This window comes from Bacillus sp. URHA0034, assembly GCF_056280405.1.
On sequence record NZ_JBWCDK010000002.1, the window covers coordinates 198,078 to 218,141 of the forward strand.

The 20,064-nt window shown below is 36.0% G+C and carries 19 protein-coding genes and 1 pseudogene; 7 read left to right on the forward strand and 13 right to left on the reverse strand.

What is annotated here, in order from left to right:
- Nucleotides 1–376: 376 nt before the first annotated feature.
- The 5 genes from ACZ9EE_RS03190 to ACZ9EE_RS03210 form a co-directional block, all read right to left on the reverse strand.
- Complete coding sequence (locus tag ACZ9EE_RS03190) at nt 377–1,204, reverse strand: SPL family radical SAM protein (protein WP_476025242.1); 828 nt, start codon at nt 1,202–1,204, stop codon at nt 377–379.
- Between the two features lie 279 nt (nt 1,205–1,483).
- Nucleotides 1,484–1,894, reverse strand: coding sequence for a nucleotidyltransferase domain-containing protein (locus ACZ9EE_RS03195; protein ID WP_476025244.1), 411 nt, complete (start codon nt 1,892–1,894; stop codon nt 1,484–1,486).
- 223 nt (nt 1,895–2,117) lie between these two features.
- Entirely contained in the window at nt 2,118–2,573 is a 456-nt protein-coding gene (locus ACZ9EE_RS03200; protein WP_476025245.1) for a CBO0543 family protein, read from the reverse strand.
- An 83-nt stretch (nt 2,574–2,656) separates the two neighbouring features.
- Nucleotides 2,657–3,118 (reverse strand): hypothetical protein, encoded by a 462-nt coding sequence (locus tag ACZ9EE_RS03205; RefSeq protein ID WP_476025246.1) that lies wholly within the window; start codon nt 3,116–3,118, stop codon nt 2,657–2,659.
- A gap of 219 nt (nt 3,119–3,337) precedes the next feature.
- Entirely contained in the window at nt 3,338–4,078 is a 741-nt protein-coding gene (locus ACZ9EE_RS03210; protein WP_476025247.1) for a ZIP family metal transporter, read from the reverse strand.
- Nucleotides 4,079–4,389: 311 nt separating this feature from the next.
- Between ACZ9EE_RS03210 and ACZ9EE_RS03215 the strand changes: the two genes are divergently transcribed.
- From ACZ9EE_RS03215 to ACZ9EE_RS03225, 3 genes are all read left to right on the forward strand, one after another.
- Nucleotides 4,390–4,638 carry a hypothetical protein gene (locus tag ACZ9EE_RS03215; protein WP_476025248.1) on the forward strand — a complete coding sequence of 83 codons (249 nt, stop codon included), beginning with the start codon at nt 4,390–4,392 and terminating at the stop codon, nt 4,636–4,638.
- A gap of 155 nt (nt 4,639–4,793) precedes the next feature.
- On the forward strand, nt 4,794–5,420 hold the full coding sequence (locus ACZ9EE_RS03220; protein WP_476025249.1) for a cysteine hydrolase family protein: 627 nt from the start codon (nt 4,794–4,796) through the stop codon (nt 5,418–5,420).
- 329 nt (nt 5,421–5,749) lie between these two features.
- Entirely contained in the window at nt 5,750–5,923 is a 174-nt protein-coding gene (locus ACZ9EE_RS03225) for a hypothetical protein (protein ID WP_476025250.1), read from the forward strand.
- 103 nt (nt 5,924–6,026) lie between these two features.
- Here ACZ9EE_RS03225 and ACZ9EE_RS03230 read toward each other — a convergent pair whose 3' ends face one another.
- From ACZ9EE_RS03230 to ACZ9EE_RS03240, 3 genes are all read right to left on the reverse strand, one after another.
- Entirely contained in the window at nt 6,027–6,941 is a 915-nt protein-coding gene (locus ACZ9EE_RS03230) for a VOC family protein (RefSeq protein ID WP_476025251.1), read from the reverse strand.
- Between the two features lie 116 nt (nt 6,942–7,057).
- Nucleotides 7,058–7,525 (reverse strand): DinB family protein, encoded by a 468-nt coding sequence (locus ACZ9EE_RS03235; RefSeq protein ID WP_476025252.1) that lies wholly within the window; start codon nt 7,523–7,525, stop codon nt 7,058–7,060.
- Between the two features lie 442 nt (nt 7,526–7,967).
- On the reverse strand, nt 7,968–8,093 hold the full coding sequence (locus tag ACZ9EE_RS03240) for a hypothetical protein (protein ID WP_476025253.1): 126 nt from the start codon (nt 8,091–8,093) through the stop codon (nt 7,968–7,970).
- Nucleotides 8,094–8,403: 310 nt separating this feature from the next.
- Here ACZ9EE_RS03240 and ACZ9EE_RS03245 point away from each other — a divergent pair, with 310 nt between their 5' ends.
- Nucleotides 8,404–9,411, forward strand: a complete 1,008-nt coding sequence (locus ACZ9EE_RS03245) for a DUF3231 family protein (protein ID WP_476025254.1) — start codon at nt 8,404–8,406, stop codon at nt 9,409–9,411.
- A 668-nt stretch (nt 9,412–10,079) separates the two neighbouring features.
- On the opposite strand, the gene ACZ9EE_RS03250 is transcribed toward ACZ9EE_RS03245, so the two are convergent.
- A complete protein-coding gene (locus tag ACZ9EE_RS03250) occupies nt 10,080–10,274 on the reverse strand; it encodes a hypothetical protein (protein WP_476025255.1) in 195 nt (64 codons plus the stop codon).
- Between the two features lie 225 nt (nt 10,275–10,499).
- Between ACZ9EE_RS03250 and ACZ9EE_RS03255 the strand changes: the two genes are divergently transcribed.
- Nucleotides 10,500–11,717: an IS110 family RNA-guided transposase gene (locus ACZ9EE_RS03255; RefSeq protein ID WP_476025256.1), complete on the forward strand. Its 1,218-nt coding sequence runs from the start codon at nt 10,500–10,502 to the stop codon at nt 11,715–11,717.
- Between the two features lie 315 nt (nt 11,718–12,032).
- Here ACZ9EE_RS03255 and ACZ9EE_RS03260 read toward each other — a convergent pair.
- Nucleotides 12,033–13,048: pseudogene (locus ACZ9EE_RS03260) on the reverse strand (S66 family peptidase).
- A gap of 424 nt (nt 13,049–13,472) precedes the next feature.
- Nucleotides 13,473–14,627, reverse strand: a complete 1,155-nt coding sequence (spoIIP, locus tag ACZ9EE_RS03265; protein ID WP_476025257.1) for a stage II sporulation protein P — start codon at nt 14,625–14,627, stop codon at nt 13,473–13,475.
- A gap of 330 nt (nt 14,628–14,957) precedes the next feature.
- Between spoIIP and ACZ9EE_RS03270 the strand changes: the two genes are divergently transcribed.
- A complete protein-coding gene (locus ACZ9EE_RS03270; RefSeq protein ID WP_476025258.1) occupies nt 14,958–15,278 on the forward strand; it encodes a hypothetical protein in 321 nt (106 codons plus the stop codon).
- Nucleotides 15,279–15,539: 261 nt separating this feature from the next.
- Here ACZ9EE_RS03270 and ACZ9EE_RS03275 read toward each other — a convergent pair whose 3' ends face one another.
- Both ACZ9EE_RS03275 and ACZ9EE_RS03280 read right to left on the reverse strand, forming a co-directional pair.
- Nucleotides 15,540–17,612: a DUF4179 domain-containing protein gene (locus ACZ9EE_RS03275; protein ID WP_476025259.1), complete on the reverse strand. Its 2,073-nt coding sequence runs from the start codon at nt 17,610–17,612 to the stop codon at nt 15,540–15,542.
- Nucleotides 17,613–17,951: 339 nt separating this feature from the next.
- Nucleotides 17,952–18,932 (reverse strand): aldo/keto reductase, encoded by a 981-nt coding sequence (locus tag ACZ9EE_RS03280; RefSeq protein WP_476025260.1) that lies wholly within the window; start codon nt 18,930–18,932, stop codon nt 17,952–17,954.
- 203 nt (nt 18,933–19,135) lie between these two features.
- On the opposite strand from ACZ9EE_RS03280, the gene ACZ9EE_RS03285 reads away from it, so the two are divergent.
- The gene (locus tag ACZ9EE_RS03285) at nt 19,136–20,053 is read left to right on the forward strand and encodes an AraC family transcriptional regulator (protein WP_476025261.1); all 918 of its coding nucleotides are present in this window, start codon (nt 19,136–19,138) and stop codon (nt 20,051–20,053) included.
- Nucleotides 20,054–20,064 lie beyond the last annotated feature (11 nt).

The following is a 20,064-nucleotide window of genomic DNA, read 5'->3' on the forward strand; positions in this document are numbered from 1 at the left end:
TTTTTGAATGTCAGATTGACCGTTTCTTGATTAAAAGGAACGGTCTTATATTTTGGATAAATAATCAGGTAACTTTCTTTTTAAACGGATGAGAGCCCTTTTTTGGTAAATACGATTCCGGATCAATATGTATTAAATTATTAATACTCCCTTGCCTTTGACAAACGCACAACTGCCTAACTACTAAAAAAGGTGTAATTTAATTACTATTTTCTATCAAAATGGCAATTTAGGGTGTCCTTTCCTAATAGTTCGCTAATTATCCCATTTTATCAACAAAAAGAAGCAGTCCAATTCATATAGGAATTGGACTGCTAATGGATGTGTTATCGAATGTTTTGTAGTTGAAATGAGACCCATTATGAGCAACTAGCTTTTATTTAAGGAAAGCTTCTTCTTTAGAAACACGTACCCTTTCATGAGGGAAATATTTATTAAAATATTTCTCCACCCTTCCATGTATATCATGTCGATACCATTCCGCTAATCCATGCTTTTCAAATAATGCTGGCATTCCTAACTTTTCAGACCGTTTGCCCATCAAACCATCCCCGATACTTAGCGTATCAATCCAAATATGGTCGGCCCTTCCAGCTAATTGTTTGGGAAAATCAGGAGTAAAGGGCAGAACTGGTGAAATCGAAGCTTGGGTGGCTATTCCAGCATCATGAACTTCTTGCAAAGCTTTTAGCCGTACTTTTATGCCTGGCGCATATGGAGAAAAAATTCTTTTTATGTCTTCCCTGTCTGTTTCAATCGTCATCGATACTAAAACTTTACATTTTTCCTTCAAGTTCATGATCAAATCGATATCCCTAGTGATGAGTGGGCTTCGTGTTTGAATCTGTAGAAAGTCTGGTGGATCTTCAATCATCGCTTTTATTAATTCACGTGTAATCTTTGTTTTGCGTTCAATCGGTTGATAGGGGTCTGTGGCCGAAGACATAAAAATATTCACAGTCTTATTTTTCTTACGGAGTTTCAAGACTTCATTTTGGTAAATTTCTGCTGCGTTTGTTTTTATGTCCAGCCATTCTCCCCAAGGGATGTCTTTAAATCTTTGAATTGGCATTTCTCTTACATAACAGTACCGGCACGAAAATGAACAGCCGCTATAGGGATTCAATGAATGAGTAAATCCGACATCCAAATACCCTTTTACCTCCGTCAGGATTTTCTGGGCAAGAACATTTTTTATTTCCATCCTGAGCTCCTCTCTTATCGATTTTTTAGTAATGTAGAGAAAAGCTCCTAAGTTTAAAAATTCACAAAATCCTTTAAGAATTTTTTCTAACAATTATTCCAACTGCTCACTGCCATGTGAAGGCGAGATCCCCCACTCCATATTTGTTAAGCTCCGACAAGTTCAAATTGTTTACGGCGTCTCTAATTTTTCCAACCTTTGAAGCGGTAACATATTTAATCATGTACCCCTATTATACATAGATATCTATATGTTTTCGGCTAACCAGTATTAACACTATTAAAGTTGATTGACATACTTAACTATACCGTTAAAAATATTTTCTTTTTCAGTTAGAATCTTAAATCCATTTTTAACAACATTTTTTGTTCCTTCATCTAATGGTTCCATAACCCATTGGTCTGTTACAGCACCATATTCGACCTCTAATCCATTGTCATAAAATACTCTTAACGATGTCAAAATTCCCCATTCTTCAAGTAAACAACTCTTAATACTACTAAAATGGAAGTCAGATTTAATTATATTTAAAGTAGAGGCTTTATTTTTTGAAATAATAACTAAATCGACATCGGATTTTGAATGATAATCCCCTCTGGCATATGAGCCAACAACTCCTACACCTTTTATATCGTTTTGATGTTCAGACCACTCCTTAAATTCGTTAAGTAGGAAATCTGCTTTATCCATACTTAGTTCCCCATTTCAAACTTTATAAGAGGTTAATACGCTTTGATAAGAGGATAATCCTTCTTTCAAGGCGAACTTAATCGCCTGATTCTTAATCAACTATACTGAAACGTTAGTTCTACAAAAAAAACAGGACCGCCACTAGCTATCCCGTATTCAACTCTGCCCTTTTACCTTCAATCAATGTTTCGATAACTTTTGCATTCTTCTAGACGAAAAAAATTCAGACTGATTCTCTAACTAGCTTTCGAACAATTTTTAAAACAATTACATGGATACAGAACAGAATTGGATATGAAAAGGCTGAGTACACATAACTCCAGCCATTATGATAAAAATATCCAGATTTGACCGCTAGGAACTCGTAAAGAACAGCAAGTCCACTCCAACCAAAAATGTATACTAATTTGTTTCGCCATTGTCTTTGAAATTGGTAATAATTCAGAAAAATGGTGATTATGGCTGGGTATACTCCAATGATTGCGATTAATGTCTTCCATTGAATCCCTTTAGTAAAATACCCATACAGGTCATATTTACCATCAAGATAAATATCTACATTGTCTTGTAATGTCATCGCAAAGAAAACAGTGGAAAAGATTTCAATCCGGGTTAATTTCTTTGGCATAAAAATAGCATAGACACTAAATATCAGAGCGGATATGATTAGGAACCACATAAAATTAGAGATACCACCTTATCTCTCAAAATAATACTATCGTGCAGAAACTTTTATATAAACTTAAATTCAGAAGATATATTTTAATGCTCGTAATTTAATTTTTCTATTTTACATATCCATTTATAATATGCAAACAGTATTAGTAGTAAAAAAGGATCCTCAATGATTGAATACCAAAACTTCCACCAGCCATAATGAAAGAATCCCCAAGGTTGAGGTAGTAAGGCAATCGATTCATAAAATAGCATAAATAATATCCAAGCACCCAAGTAACGCAGTTTTTTTAACAAGGATTGATTTAAAGGGAACCAGTTTAAGATCAGAATACTAACAGGTGGGATAAGAATGGTATATACCAAAAAATTACGCCACCCAATCCCTTTATCAAAATACCAGTACCCAAGCTTTTTTTCATCTAAATAAATATCAGCCCAAGTAACCAATATTGATGTATATACCCAAATGTGGACGATTTGATTTTTAGTAAGATGTTTATCCATTCTATAAACAATAGAATTAATAACTAAAGTTGTAATAACCAACAGTACCACAATAAAAGCTCCCCTTATTAAAAGTATCTCTCCTTTTATAAATTTTCCAAGTAACAGGTACTTAATCCTATTTAATAAAATTTAATTGCCGTGTTGAGCTAAACCACGCGTATTCTGTCTTGATTAAACAGACAGTTAAACAAAAAAAGAGATTGCCACAGCAACCCCATCTACAACAAGATGTTTGTTAAGTGTAGCACTCCCTATGAGTTACCCTAAAAGTTCTGAAATACTACGGAATACAACGAAAAATAAAATTCCACTAACAAAAGAGATGGGTATAGATCTGTTCGTTATTTTATTTGCAACAGGAAGTAAAGACGTGCCGCCAAGGTAGATGAATATACCCGCCGTCATGGCAATAGGAATGGCAATAAACTTTTCATTTATTTCTGTGAAATAGGCTAATAAAATTGATAATCCAACACCAAGCCAGATTAATAAACTTTGAATTAAAAGATTAATGGCTGTTTTTCTACGATTTTGGGTTATCGCAAAAACCGATGAAGCGTAAGTAATTCCTTCGGGAATCTTATGTAAAACTAAGGCTATGGACACCACCAGCCCTAATTTCACACTAATTGCATAACTAACGCCGATGGATAACCCCTCGAAGATATTATGGAGAGACATCCCCAATGAAATTCCCAGCATGGAACTTTCATCAATACCATTAATATCAGATTTCTTCTTATTAGATACACTAGTCAGATAGGAAACAAGATACATGATTACGAGACCCAACATGATATAAAGACTGTTATTACTAAGTTGTTCTTGAGTTTCCGGAATCAAATCAAGTATTGATATAGACAAAAGCAATCCTGCACTCATGGCAGTTATAGCGAGTAGGCTATTCTGTGACCATTTTTTCTTTATTAAAACAAGCAACCCACCAAATATATAAGCAGCGGAAGAAATTATAACCACGATAAGCAGGACAGCGCTCATACATATTCCTCCTAATTATTTTCTACTATTCAAAATGTATGAGGACACTTTACTTGATATAACTAAATTATTTACTAATCCTCAGGTAAGTGCCAACAGTCCCTTCACTATTACCACTCCAAGCGTTATCCTTCCCATTTATTTTACCGTACATTTCCAACTTTCCACTAAATTAAGCTGCCTAAGTTAAAGATTGATTATAGACTACCTTGTAAAGTTTTTCTTTTTATAAATGATTGCAAGTTTTCCATTTTTTTCAATATTTATTATATAATAATCTTTAGAAAAACTAAATAAATGGAGGAACTTAAGTGAATAAATATGGATGGCTTTCATTATTAATGGTTGGTATCTGCCTTGTATTATCATTCTTCATCAAGGAAACCAATAATTATCCAGGCATCTTCCTGTTAGTAATAAGTGTCTTATCAGTAGCCGGAGTTATCTTTGCCATTCTATCGAGAAAACTTACAAATATTATTCTTGGTGTAATCCTAAATAGTGCGACATTAGTTTTCTTTTTCTTTTTGTTATTGGCGATTGGTATTGGAGAAGCATAGATGAATTTAAGATTAACGACTCAAAATTTGGGTCGTGTTTTATATGTTCTTCTTTCCAACGTAAGCTGAACCTTAAAACGAGAATGTGTCCAAACCTCCATAAATATGAATATAAAAGACATGATACTCATTTTTGTGAATTGGAGGAATAAAGAATGTTTAAACCTAATCCCGGTAATACAGCAATTGTCATAACGGACCCACAAAATGACTTTCTGTCCCCTGGAGGTAAAGGATACCATTTAACAAAAAAGAATATTGAGCAGTATAACACACTTGGTAACCTTGAACTTCTATTAAGTACGGCAATGAGTAAAGGATATCAACTTTTTGTTTCCCCCCATTATATTTATCCGCATGATTATCGTTGGCAATTTACAGGAACTGAACAAAAAATGTTATTAAAGCTGCAGGTATATCAAAAACAAAATGAATTTACTCTGCCTTCTGTAGGAGCTGACTGGGTTCCATCACTTAAGCCTTACATTTTAGATAACCGAACAATCATTGCGACTCCCCATAAAGTTGCTAGTCCACAGACAAATGATTTAGTTTACCAATTACGGCAGCACAGGAAAGAAAAAGTTATTTTGGCAGGCGTCCTATCAAATGTTTGTGTAGAATCGCATATGAGAGACTTAATCGAAAATGGATTTCAAACAGCTGTTATTTATGATGCCACTGCCACTATAAGTGATAAAGACTTTCAAGCAGCAATTACAAATTATCAGGCATTTAGCAGTGCTACATGGTCCACTCAACAGGCGATCTCTCAATTATAATTCTATCCAATAACTCATCCAAGAAAGCACAATTCCTACGTACATTAGAATTGTGCTTTTTCTATACTAATGGTTCGGTTCACCACACTTTATGTTTTAATTGTCAGAAAATCCTCATTCCATTAACCTGTCCCTTAGCAAAATAAAAAGGATTGCCATAGCAATCCTAATTTTTACCTCTGCATCCGAGTTAGTTAAATAAACAACTTATTTTCCACTGCATATAAAAATCGAACTGTGAATAAATATTATAATCTTTTAGATTATTTCTTTTATTCTTCTTTAATCTAAAGGGCATCCCTACAATAAGCGTGATTGGAGGTTACCTAGTGAACGCATCATTAGCTATATTACCGATATTTATCATTATTATCTATTTAGCAGTAATTGGATTTACAATTTGGTTTGCCTTAAGCCATATAAAAGCTCAAAAAGAGCGAAATGCTGTACTTAAAGAGATTTCAAGTAAGCTCGACGTTTTAGATAATAACAAAATAGAGTGATATGCAAGGACCGTCAGTGACGGTCTTTCTTCTTGACTTAATTGCCCCTTTGTTGGAACAAAAAGTTTCCTCTCAGCGATTTCCTTAGATCATACATATCTGATTATCCCTTGTATGCTTTCCGTAATTTCTCCAGATCAAATTTCTTCATTTTTAGAAAGGCATTCGTCAGACGTGTTCGCTGATCAGGTGTGCCTTTGCTCATCATCTCATTCATCTCGCTTGGCACAACCTGCCAGGATATACCGAACTTATCTTTCAGCCAACCGCATTGTTCTGCTTCAGGCACTGCAGATAGCCTTTCCCAGTAGTAATCAATCTCTTCTTGTGTGTCACAATACACCATGAATGATATTGCCTCATTAAAATTGAATTTATGCTCATGTGCGCTATCCATTGCGGAAAACCACAGGCCCTCAAGCATAAAATCAGAGAACATGATCGTTCCTTCTTTATCAGGTGCCATGCCTTCAGGGTAGCGGGCGAGAAGTCCCTGTTTTGCGTTCTCAAATACGGATAAATAAAATTGAATCGCCTCTTCGGCCTGGCCGCATTTATCACCGACAAACAAAAGTGATGGAATTATTGTAGGCCGCTCTTCGCCTTCTGGATTGGTAAGCATTAATTGCCACGACAACCCATACTTATCCTGAATCCAGCCAAACCTTTCACTGAAGGGATACTTATCAAGCGGCATTAACGCTGTGCCGCCCTCCGACAATTTGTTCCATACCTCATCTATTTTTTCGCTCGCATCATTTTCTCGCGAAGGGTCGAAATTAACAATGAAAGAGATCGATGGATTGATTTTGAAATAAGGTCCAGCGCTGATTGCCATGAACTTCTGTCCCCATAGCTCAAATGAGACCATCTCGGAGTCACCTGATGGTGTGTCCTGTATGGTTGTGACATGCGTAATTTTTGAGTCTGGGAATATGGAAGCGTAAAACTCGACGGCTTCTTTTGCCCCCTTTTCATACCATAAATGCGGAACGATCCTTTGTTTTGAGTTTGACATATTCAGTCCTCCATGATTTTGATTCGGCAAGAATGCCACCAAAACAGATTAGTGGATAGAATGCCGTTTAAATTTCATATTTAGCTAAACCCGCCCATTATTGAAAGAGAATATACTCACTGTTTTGGAGGTTGAATTATGAAGGATGGTAGTTTGTCTATTCCAATTAATCGGGCGTAGGTAAACAATTGGCCTTTATGATGAATCTCATGGTCAATCATTGTACCAAGCCATTCTTTTCCTGAAGCAATAAATCCATTGAAAGCCAGCTGTTGTTCCAAGTCAGAATCAGATAATATTTTAAAAGTGGATTTAGTTTGCTCTGTATACCGACTAACAATATTTTTAATATCTTCTATTGTTTCGAAGTCATTTGATGAATGGGAAAAAGTAAATTCACCGTTCTTTATCCCTTGTACAAACCTGTCGGAAGATACTGCAATGTGAATCGCCAAAGCTCCTAGCGAGAATGCACCATTCCAAGGCTTATAATGGATGTGCTCGTTTCCAATCAAATCAACTAAACCGTGAAGTACCTTCCTATGACGCACCCAATGCTCAAAATATTCGTTTCCTTTATACATGTAATACCCCCAAAATTTTGAATATTATTTTATTCTATATTTTGAAGCTGAAAACCTTTATTTTAGCTATCGATAAGATACTTAAATCTTTTATATTTTTACATTTGAACTAAAAAGCAACTATAAAAGTTAGCATCGGGGATAGATGACATCGCTAAGGAAATAGAATTTTATTCCTTTCCCTTAACCTTTGTCTATAACTTTAATAAGTAAAAGTGCAACCAGCTATGGTCGCACTTTTTGATAAGAATTGATTAATTTAAGTTCCTTTTCAGATTTACCTGATTCAGGACAAAGTGAAAGTAAATCTGCGTTAACCGCATAAGTAAATGTATCCTTTGTTTTTATTACTTCTTGTCATTGATCACTAATTTTTCATGTTGTAAAGAAATTTTTATAAGATGGGTATACATTCCGTTTTTTTCAGTAGGCTTAAGCTGCTTTACCAAACATGAATTCCTTCTGGTTTTAGCTCTCCCCAACTTATGGAGTCTGCATGATATTTATGATGATAATAATCGATTAAGCTATGACGCATCCATACCTGCATTGTGTCATATATAAACATCTTCGTAGCTTGGTCCTTCACTTCATAGCTCTCTCCACCTACAGCAGTAACTTTAGCAGCCGAAGCAATACCAACAGTTAAGAAATACCGTGACTAACATTAGCACTACTTTATTCATAGCGACCACTCCCAAATTTTTTTAGGATTTGGGTAGCCTAAAATATATTTTTATTCCATTCGCAATAGAAGTTAAATTTGCACAGGGTGAACGAAATTAGGTATGTTTTCTAGTTTGGTTTAAGTATAGTTCGAATCATTTCCTAGTTATATGGAAATAATTTATATAACTTAAATGCAAGGTGGGATCACATTGAGCTTAACAAATCCTATTAGCTCGTCTGAAGTCGGTACCCTTTGGCTGACCTATCAAGAAAAGACTCTTATCATGAGAATATTAGAATACTTTATGAAGAAAGCCGATGATGATGAGGCGAGAAATATTTTAGGAGGCTTGTGGCAGGAGTTACAATATTACGTACTAGAAATAGAGAAAATCTTTAAACAACAAGGAATCGTTATACCGATCGGTTTCACCAAAGAGGATGTAAATTTAGAAGCCCCCAAATTATATGACAATGGATTTGATGTGATGATTGTGCGGATTTTAAAAGAAGTAAGCATGGGGATGTACAACATTAACATGAACATGGCATATAACGATGATGTGATACGGATTTATGAGGGACTAACCACTGTGACCCATAAAATATATAAACTAGCTACACAATATTTATTAAAGAAAGGGATTCTTACACTTCCTCCAAAAGTGACAATGCCTAAAACTACTGAGTTTATTAAAAGTAAGAAGTATATGAGCGGCTTTAACCCATTTAATTCTAAACGGGCTTTAAACGACATTGAGCTCGGTTTTCTTCATCATGGCATAGAGGCGAATAATATTGGGATGCAGCTGATAACAGGTTTTGCTCAGTGCGCTCAGAACAAGGAAGCTAGAAAATATTTTCAAAAAGGAATTGATCTTGCGAAGAAACAAATTAAAATATTTCAAGAAATTCTTTTAGATAATGACATACAGTTTTCTGCTACATCCGGAAGTACGGTAACGACTTCAACAGTTGCACTTTTTTCTGATAAGCTGATGATGCATTGTGTTACGTTCCTCAATGGTTTTTGCATCGTTGGAAATAGTTTTGGGACATTTTTTACATTAAGAAATGATATTTCTTTAAAAATAACCTTATTAGCGAAAGATATCTTTTTTTACGGTCAAGAAGGAATTGAAATCATGATAAAACACGGGTGGTTTGAAGAACCTCCTCAAACGGAAGACCGAAATCAACTCATAAACAACCAATGAATAAAGTGATTTTTTCGCTAAATACTAATCCATAGTGTTATATATAACACTAAAATTTCAATGTGGAGGGATTGAGTGTGAATATACTTATTAGCTTATTATCAAAGTTAATGACATTGGCAATAAATGCTTCCTTCTTTATTGAAAGAATGGAGAAAAGATTCAAGTTTTTATTAAAAACGCCATCTTTAGCTTAAGCATTGAGTATTTTCTCACACCACATTGTATTAGAAAGTAAGCACAGATATTTGTGCTTACTTTCACCTGAACAATCCCTTCTTTTTTCGACTGTCTGCCCGTTAGTGTGGATCTAGAAAACGAGCCCCACAGCAACCCACTGTTAAACTCCAGGACCCTTTAGCTTAATAAGAGTTGAAAAATATACAAAATACAGTGTGATTTCTTACAAGCATTGGTATGTTTCTGATAAAGAAACTGTCTTTACATAGATAAGCGGTCACTCTTTGTACACAAAAAGACCCTTGATCAAATGATCAAGGGTAAAATAGGGGGCTTAGTGGTCTAGGCTAAGCCTCTTAATTAGGAGGTCTAAACTTGAAGAAGTTTAAACACAAGTTAATAATAACATTGTCTGAATATTGTTTCAATAGTTTAAAGCGTTAATGTGTTAAATTAATTAAAAAATCATCATATTAACTTATTTATCTTTAAACGATTTTCTCTTGGACATTATTTTCAGTGATTGGCTGCCGCCTTTGATCGCTTCTACTAGAAGGATATTTGCTTCCTTCCCTTGCTTTCGTTAAACAAACTATTTTTTTTATATTCAAACCCTCATATTTCTTCAATACAGGAATGCTGCCCGTTAGCCATCCATGAATCGCTAAAAACCAGCTCTTCACCACAAAGAATGAAAATGTATTGAATCCGTCCATACTGGTTCTAAGGCTGGGAGAGGAAGGTCGATACACTATGGTGCCATAGAGCCCATCCGTTAGTCTGACTCCAACGACCACGGTGCATCACAAACTGTCGCTCCCTTGCGGGAAGCACTCATGGTAGATTAATCCTTATTCTGATTGTTGCACCAGCCTCCAATTTTACAAGCCTAGAAAGGAAGAATTTCAATGGATATAATCATTGAAAGAGCATGTGGTATGGATGTTCATAAGGATAATATCACTGCGTGTATTATGACACCTGATGGAAAGGAGATTCAAACGTTTTCTACTAAAACAGTGTTTCTACTCAAGTTAATCGACTGGGTTAAAGAACGTGGTTGTACCCATGTCGCAATGGAAAGCACGAGTGTTTATTGGAAACCTATTGTCAACCTACTAGAATCTGAAGGGATTGAGTTTCTAGTTGTAAACGCCCAACACATGAAGGCACTCCCAGGTCGCAAGACCGACGTTAAAGATGCCGAATGGATTGCACAACTTCTTCGCCATGGTTTACTGAAAGCGAGTTTCATTCCAAATCGGACTCAAAGAGAATTGCGAGAACTAGTTCGCTATCGCCGTAGTATTATTGAAGAACGGGCAAGACAACATAATCGGATTCAAAAGGTTTTAGAAGGAGCCAATATCAAACTAGGTTCTGTTGTTTCTGATATTATGGGGGTTTCAGCAAAGGATATGCTTCGAGCTATGGCAGATGGCGAAGATGATCCTGAAAAGCTAGCAAACTTTGCTCGTCGTACAATGAAAAAGAAAAAAGAGGAACTTGAATTAGCACTCAAAGGCTATGTAAATCCACATCAACGATTAATGCTTAAAACGATTTTAACTCACATTGATTTTCTAACTGAGCAAATCGAAATGCTAGACCAAGAGATAGCTCAACGTGTTAGTTCTTATGAAGAAGATATTGAAAGACTGGATTCAATTCCTGGAATCGCCAGAAGAATGGCTGAACAAATTCTAGCTGAAATCGGTACTGATGTTAAAAACCAATTTCCAACTGCGGCACATCTTTGTTCATGGGCAGCTCTCGTACCTGGACATAATGAAAGTGCAGGGAAAAGAAAATCGACTAAATCCAAAAAGGGAAATAAGTATTTAAGATCAGCATTAACTGAAGCAGCTCAATCAGTCAGGGGTTCAAAAAACTATCTTGGTGCATTGTATCGACGAACAGCTGGACGAAAAGGCAACAAAAGAGCAGCAATTGTAGTTGCACATGCGATATTACGAATCGCATATTACCTGTTAACTAGAAAAGAAATGTATGTAGACTTAGGCGAAGACTACTTTGATAAAAAGAGACAGGCATCTATTGTACGCCATTCAGTTCGAAGACTAGAAAACTTAGGCTATTCGGTTACAATAACAGAAGCTTCCTAATTCATTAATTAAGTACATATACACCATGGATCAGACGCTCCTCCCCTTTTTTAAAAAATGAATGAGCTGCGTCTATTTAAGTATTGCCATTTTTCGGATCTCACAGAAGTTAATTTTCATGGTAGCTTAATAGGGAATGGGGAACAGGCAGTGACCTGGATGGTATATCCTGAATTTCTAACTCTATATTATTCTACTAAATTCATATCATTCCTTTTTGGTTAATCTGCCTGGAAGTGGAACAAGAAAAAGAGTCGCCGAAGTAACTCTTTATTAAACTCAACTCGGTAGTTCAAATAGTGTACTTTAATATGTTTATCGCTTAAAGTATTGCAGAATAGATCCTTTGCCATTTTCTACTTTTATCTGAGCATAAGCACCATTAATAAATGTGATTTGTGGAGGGACATGACCACAATCCACATCATAAATAATCGGTATTTCAAGTTCGGCGGAAAGTTCAGTATAAACATCTTTAATCGTGTAATTATTCACAGGTATATTCGCATTACTTCGTCCAAACATAATACCTGAACATTGTTCAAACCAACCAGCTAACTTCATTTGAACTAATGACCTTCGCAAATCTGTTGTTGTTAACTCACAATTCTCTAAAAACCATATTACAGGCTCTTCATTGATATATTCTTTTCTAAAGTTTTTTACATCACCGAATGGTGTACCAATTAAATGTCTTATTACATCTATACATCCACCAAGTAAACGTCCTTGTATTTCAACTTTCTTATTTGACACAGTTTTCCAATAGGTTTGTTCCGTTAAATCGAAAACACATGGAGTAGGATTATCGTGTTTCCATTCTTTTTGATATTTGGCTGATGAATGTTGAAGGACAGATTCTCCAACTTTTGTCGATAATACTGACTGCCACATTGCAGTGGTGTCATCTGAATATTCCCCTCTTAGATCTACAAAATTGGTACCATGTGCAGTGCGGTACCAGTTTTTAATGTGATTGCCAATAACAGAGCACTTATATCCGAATAACCTAATACCCACTTATTCTTTATATTTTTAAAATCAATATTTTCAAGTATTTCAATTAGCAGTTCTCCACCCCATGGAGGAATAATGATATTAATAGTCTCATCACGGATCATTTCATTAAACTCATCTGCACGTTTTTTAGCAGGAGCTGATTTTGCCTTTTCTTGAGTCCAAACCGTATCACCACAAATGATTTTAAATCCTTTCGATTTCATACGCTTACATGATTGTTTAAACATATCATGTAACCCAGCTTGTACCCCAGATGATGGTGCTGTTACTCCTATCGTTGGATCTTTTTCTAAAAATGGATATTTAATCATACGTATACTCCCAACTGTTTTACATTATTTTACCAAAGCAAATCTAGTTGAACAATAAACTATTTCTACTCAGCTAACCTGGCCCTTTAGTTGAAATAAGGTATTTAATTTAATGGAAAAAGAGATTAGTATTTTTAGTAATAATGTTGAAAGGCAACGGTTTTTTCCGCTGCCTTTTTTACTAATGCACCCGTAAGTACTATATGAAATTCCTTCTTTAATTGTTATTATTATCCTCAAAACTAGAAAAACTGCATTATAAATCTATATTTTCTAAGTTGTTCCGATATAAATTTGCTACTGAAAATATTAAACCCGTAAAGAAAGCACTTATTGTTATATAAGATAAGCCTGTAAATCCAAAACAGAAAACGGTGCTTATAAAAGTAAACAATAACCATTTTACAGACGAGGGAAAATTTTTTTAACCATTTCCATTTACCTCTTTTGCTTGATTGGATTTCCAATAATAATCAGCTAGTATCTCTGAAAATACATCTACTGTATTATGGAGTTCATCCAGATTATTATCTACCCCGCCAATTTCCAGCAACATTGCTTTATTTGATATATCTTGATTGTAGACACCGTTCCCATCCTTATAAGACTTAAGAAAGACCCCTCTACTAAGTCCAGGGTACTTTTTTTGCAGCTCAGCGTGCAGTGCTTTCGCAAATTCTAGATTTTCGAGGTAGTTTTTGTTTTCTCTTCCTATTATGAATAAGACCTTCGCGTAGTTCACACCATTAATTGTTTTCGTCGTAATTTGTTTTCGTGCTGAGTCACGGTGAATATCAATATAATACTTAAGCTCATTATTTTTGGCTGCAGCAGCTTCAACGATTTCTCTCGATTCTGTATAGGCCTGTGTTGATTTCCATCCTTTCTTTAGTAACTCTTGTGTCATATTTGTTTTATCGTGGTCAACTCCAATGCCTCTACTCATTAATTCCCTAGCTAAACGGTCTCCTAAACCAATTACATTTGCTCTTTCGTCAGAGCTTATTGCATCATCTGGGTTCTTAGCATCCTTCAAGACAGGCAGATATGATTCCCAACTATGCGTATGATAAATCATCACTGTTTTATGTTCAGGGTTGGTTATCGGTTTATTGTCGTCAGTTGTTTGATTTTCTTCTATTAATTCCTCAGAAGCTTTTCGCTCATTTAATAAAACCTCAGTCGGAGGAGCAGATTCGGATGGAAGATTTGTTATGTTGGTCCCTTCACCAGCAACCACGATCTCCGTGTCATACAGTCTTAATCCAGGAATTTCATTGCCCAAAAACGTTCTTGTATCTGTGGGTTTAATAGTGGTTCCTATTTGAAAAGCTAAATTTGTCATTTTTGAAACTGTGAAAACAGGATTGTCCATTTCAGGAAAATAGGTATGATTCTCGGATTTGAAAAATTGTAAAAAGAGTTTTTCACCGTTTAATACTCCAATAGAATTACTCATTTTCAGGGAGGAGATATTCATATTTGATATTACAACCAAAGAAATCATTAAGAACATACCTATGACCATTAGAATAGACCGGAAAGTAAATTTTAATGTGATTATTTTGTTGGATTTCATTGTAAACCCCCTTAGCCCATTTATATGTGCTAATCAGAGTTTTATTGCGAATTTTCCAGTTCAATTTTTATTACAAATTATTAACATTGTATTTTATAAGCCTGCAAGATAGTCGAACAAAAAGAGAGCGACCGCTAATAATCGGTATAAACAACAAATAACTCTCCACTCAAACATTGTGCACCACTTTTAAACATACTCCTCCAAATTAATGATCATAAACGTATCATGAACTACCTTTCTTGTGACAGGCACTTTCGCTTTTTCGTATAATAGTAATTGATGGAATGGAATGCAGATCAATATCAATAAATAAGATGGTGAGATGGGATGAGAATAAATTTATCAGAGAAGCAAATCGTGGAAATAAAACGAATAGTTCAAGAAGAACTTTGGATAAAAGGAATCGAACCGACAGATGAATATCTATTTATCCACTGTTATTCGAAAAAACAAAAGGAAACCGTCTATTATCATCTGTTTAAAGAAAATGATACGTTAATAATCCGCTGCTACGCACGCGTATTTGACAACTTAGGTTTGAGTGAGATAATCAGAAGCACAGCAAAAAATGTATCTGAATATGTGGTAACCCAAACCGGGCTACAAAACACAACCTATATAGAAAACGGGATAGAATTTATCTTTTAATAAGGTTATTTGAAGATTGATCAATTTTGATGCGTTGTTACCAAGTTTCAAGTTATGACAAAGAAGCAGGGAATTTGGACATCTTCCCTGCTTCCTCCAAACTATTAATGTTGCCCCTGCCAAGGAATATCATCTTAACACATTACTGACTAACTTGCCACGTCTAAACTATATCGTTCCAAAAAACAATAAACGTCTTTATTTTTTATGAAATTTAACCTTTTCCTCTAGTAGCTAGATAACTATATTTGAAAGTGCATATTATTCCAACGAAACCTTCACATTGTCTTCCAAATATTTGGTTGTATTATATCCTAAAATCTCCAGCCTTTTAGGATTCACTTTTTCTCTAGTGTTTTCATTATCTAACTTCATGGTTTGAACGGTAAAGAAATAACGTGGCTGCTCGATTTCATCGTATGGGGCAGTCGTATCGTTCTCGTATTCCACCCCGTTTTTATCAACGATTACTCCATCAGTGCTCATTTCCATGGAACTAGCTTCATTTCCACTCTCATCCACAATACGGAATTGAAGCGACTCATATGCTCGATTCTTAATTTCATGATTGCTTAAGACAACAATAGTCGGCTGTCCAACTTCAACCTTGTCGATGGAGATTGTGCTGCCAGCATATTCAAAGGTATGAGGATATGTATTAGAAGTATCTAGTTCGATAATTTTTTTGTCTTCAAAAGATAAATAAATAGATCCTAATTTAACGCTAATCTCTTTTGGCTTTTCTCCATATAAAGGGTTAAAGTTTGTTTGAAAAGTTGTCCAATTCATGTCTTGTGGAAAATCTGGTAAAGAGCCGCCATTCAAATCAGGTTTCATTTTCTTATCATTGACTTCTAGAGAGCCAATATTGAGAACTTCTATCCGTTTTTTTGACTGGCCATTTTTAATACTATATTGCAAAATCGTCGTTGTTGGAGCAATGGTTAGTTTATCAAATCGAACCTGAATTCCCTCGAGTTCTTGTTTTTTATCCAATGCAAATTCAATCGAGGGTTGTTTTGTTACAGGAATCTCGAAGTTCCACTTCCCTGTTTGATATTCCATTTGCTCATCAACCCAATACCCATTCGGATCAGTAGAATGACGATCCAATTTCTGAATCTTTGTGATCCACAGTTTAATTGTCCCGTCATCCTTGCTAAGTGGTGGTAGACTAATCTTCCCCCGATACACATTCTTTTCTTTTTTATTTACAACCGATTCAAGATTAGGACGATTGTACCTTATATATGCTTCACTGCTCATAATTTTATGTTCGTTCACCACATAAACCCCATCCTGATAATGCATCACATATTGACTGTCTTCTTTTGTATCTTCTATTTCATAAAAAAGAATCGTTTGAACATCATCAGCAATCGCACCGTTGATTTTAATTTTCACCCCATCGCTTTCTGCTTCCAGGTTCAGCCTTTCACCCAGGCCATGTTGAAGGAACGTACGTAATTGCTGATCTTCTTCTGTCGTTGAATAATAGAGGTTGGTAAACAACCCCGAAAAATAACCTATCCCCATAACTAATGCGAATAAGCTTGCAATAACTAGTCCCTTCCTTTTACGTTTCTTGTTCTTCTGTTGACTTGTCTTTTCCTCTTTTGCCAGCCTATCTTTGACATTCTCCATGAAACCAGGTGGCACATGCAAATTTTGAATCATTTCAGTAAGATTTACCATGGTTAACATGACATCCTGAAAGGTAGCCAAATCCTCCTGACAACCTTGACAATGATAAACATGTACCTCTAAATCTATTTTTTTTGAACGATCTAAAGTTCTTTCCAAGTAATCAAGATAATCCTTATGATACTCCTGACAGCCATTAAAGGTTGATCCATATCCTATTTCATTTCTTAGGGACTGAATACCGGAAAACAAAAGCTCTTTCATCTTTTCTACTGAAACTTGAAGAAGATGGGCCGCTTCCTCCTTTGAGATTCCTTTGATATATGTAAGGAGGATCGCTTCTTTCTCGGACTCTTTCAATTGATCCAGTGCTTTAAATAAATCCTGACGCGGTTCACCTTCCTCTGAAGCTTGTAAACTTTTATTATTAGAAAGCTCCCGGCAGGTATGTATGAAAATGGAGGTAACCCACGTTTCGATTGATGTTTCTCTTTTTAATCGAGACAGCTCCTTGTGGACCTTTTTAATGGCCAGATAAAAAAGTTCTTCCATTTGCTGCTGATTTTTAAGATAGGACCAACCAAGTGAATAAAACGATTGTTTACGCTGATCAAACCAATCGACGATGGATTCCAGGCTTTTTTCTCTTTTCGTAGTGATTGAAATGCTATCTACTTTTGTTGGGATCAAAAATGTGGTCCCCCCTCCTACTTTTAATCGTTTACTACCTATTTGAATTAAATGGTCTTTATGGTTACCTTAGGATATTTTAGCAGATTTTAGTAGATTGACAAATAAGTATATCTAAAACGACAATCTAACGAAAAAAGACTAATAATATAAATATGAGGACTAGATCAACCAATCTATACCAATTAAGTCCACTATTTCACTTTCGTTTTTATGGATTAACAAAAATGGCGACCTTCCTGTGGAAGAATCGCCATTTATTAGTACGCTTTAGGGGGAAAATTCACTTTAGTTTTCTTTAGCCTTATTACTGTTCCTACATAACTGTCTAACGATCCATTAATTATGTCCAACGATTGGGTGTGGTACATATGGCTCTTCTAGGTATGCAATGTCCGTAGTTGTTAACTTAATGCTTAGTGCACCTACGGCATCTTCGAGATGAGAAATTTTTGTAGCTCCGATAATGGGAGATGTTACCGTTTCTTTCTGCAGCAGCCAGGCAAGTGCGATATGGGTACGTGGAACACCATATTTTTCTGCCATGGCCGCAACTCGTTCTACAACCAATCGATCAGCATCGGCGGTCGCATCATATTTTGATTTCTGAATTTGATCCGTTTCTGAACGGTACGTTGTTTCCGACCAATCACGCGTCAATCTTCCTGATGCGAGCGGACTATACGGTGTTACACCGATTCCTTCTTCCTTACAAAGTGGCAGCATTTCTCGCTCCTCTTCACGGTAAATGAGATTTAAATGATTCTGCATGGATACAAATTTAGTCCATCCATTTTTGTCAGCTACGTGTAATGCCTTTTGGAATTGCCAAGCAAACATGGCAGAAGCGCCAATGTATCTCGCCTTACCAGACTTCACAACATCATGCAAGGCTTCCATTGTTTCTTCGATTGGAGTATTGTAATCCCAGCGGTGGATGATATAAAGGTCTACATAATCCGTTTCCAACCTCTTAAGACTTTTATCGATTTCACTCATAATTGCCTTTCGGGAAAGCCCAGAACCGTTCGGACCCTTATGCATTTGCCCGTGTACTTTAGTTGCTATGACAACTTCATCGCGATTGGCATATTCCTTAAGTGCTCGTCCAAGGTATTCCTCACTGGTCCCCAGCGAGTACACATTTGCTGTATCAAAAAAATTAATTCCCAACTCGAGTGCTTTTTTTATAACGATACGGGAGTCCTCTTCATTAAGTACCCATTGGTGAATCCATTTGCTTGCGTCCCCAAACCCCATACACCCCAGACATAATCGAGATACATCTAAGCCTGTGTTACCAAGTTTTACATATTCCATGTTAACCTCCCTCATTTTCCTTAAAAATGTATTCAAAGATATTGGTGCAAATTTCTACATAGGTATGTGTATATTATGCAACAATTGAAAAACCAATCGTTATCTCATTCCTATCAAGTCTTTGCCTAATCCTATCAGAGCCATTTACATAATCTACAAATATAGGATAAAATGTGACTATCATTGATGCAGGAGAATACAATATGTCAGTAGAAATCTGCAAACAGCAGCATGAACTTGCCAAACTCATTAAACGTTATTCAAAACAGGACGGGGTTCATCCCACTGCGATCCCTTCTTTATTTTTAATCCGTGAATCAATTGTTACCGAACCTATTGCTAGAGTGAACGAAACATCCTTTTGTATTATCGTCCAGGGGGAAAAGGATGTATTTTTAGCGGAGGAGCATTTTAGGTACGGTCCTGGTCATTTCATTGTTGCTTCCGTTGACTTGCCGGTAACCGGTCAAGTAATAAAAGCATCTTCTGACACTCCGTATTTGGCTCTCAAACTTGAATTTACACCGAATCAAATTTTAGAAGTTTTAAGTGAATCTGATATTCGAGAAGGACAGAAAAAAAATGCCAAACGTGCGATGTTTGTCAGCAAAGCAGAACCAACTCTGTTAGATGCTGTAATGAGGTTAGCCCGGTTGATAGAAAATCCAAAACATATCCCAGTTCTGGCACCATTAATCACGAAGGAAATTCTCTATTGGATTTTACAAGGTCCCCATGGTGGATCTCTCGAACAAATGGCCATAAAGGGCAGTAACGGCGATCGAATCAAAGATGTTATTGAACATATCATCAATAGTTATGACCGCTCTTTTAAAATCGAGCAGCTTGCAGAAAAAGCGAGGATGAGTGTTGCTTCTCTTCATCGGCACTTTAAAGAGGTTACAGCTATGAGCCCAATTCAGTTTCAAAAACAATTGCGGTTACAGGAAGCAAGACGCATGTTATTAACCCATTCAACAGATATCGCCGATGTCGCATTTCGGGTAGGCTACGAAAGTCAATCACAATTCAGTCGAGAATATTCCCGCATGTTTGGTAATCCACCAAGAGAAGATATTACTTGCATGAAAGAGAAATCTAACCATACGATCAACGAATAAGTTGCAGAAAG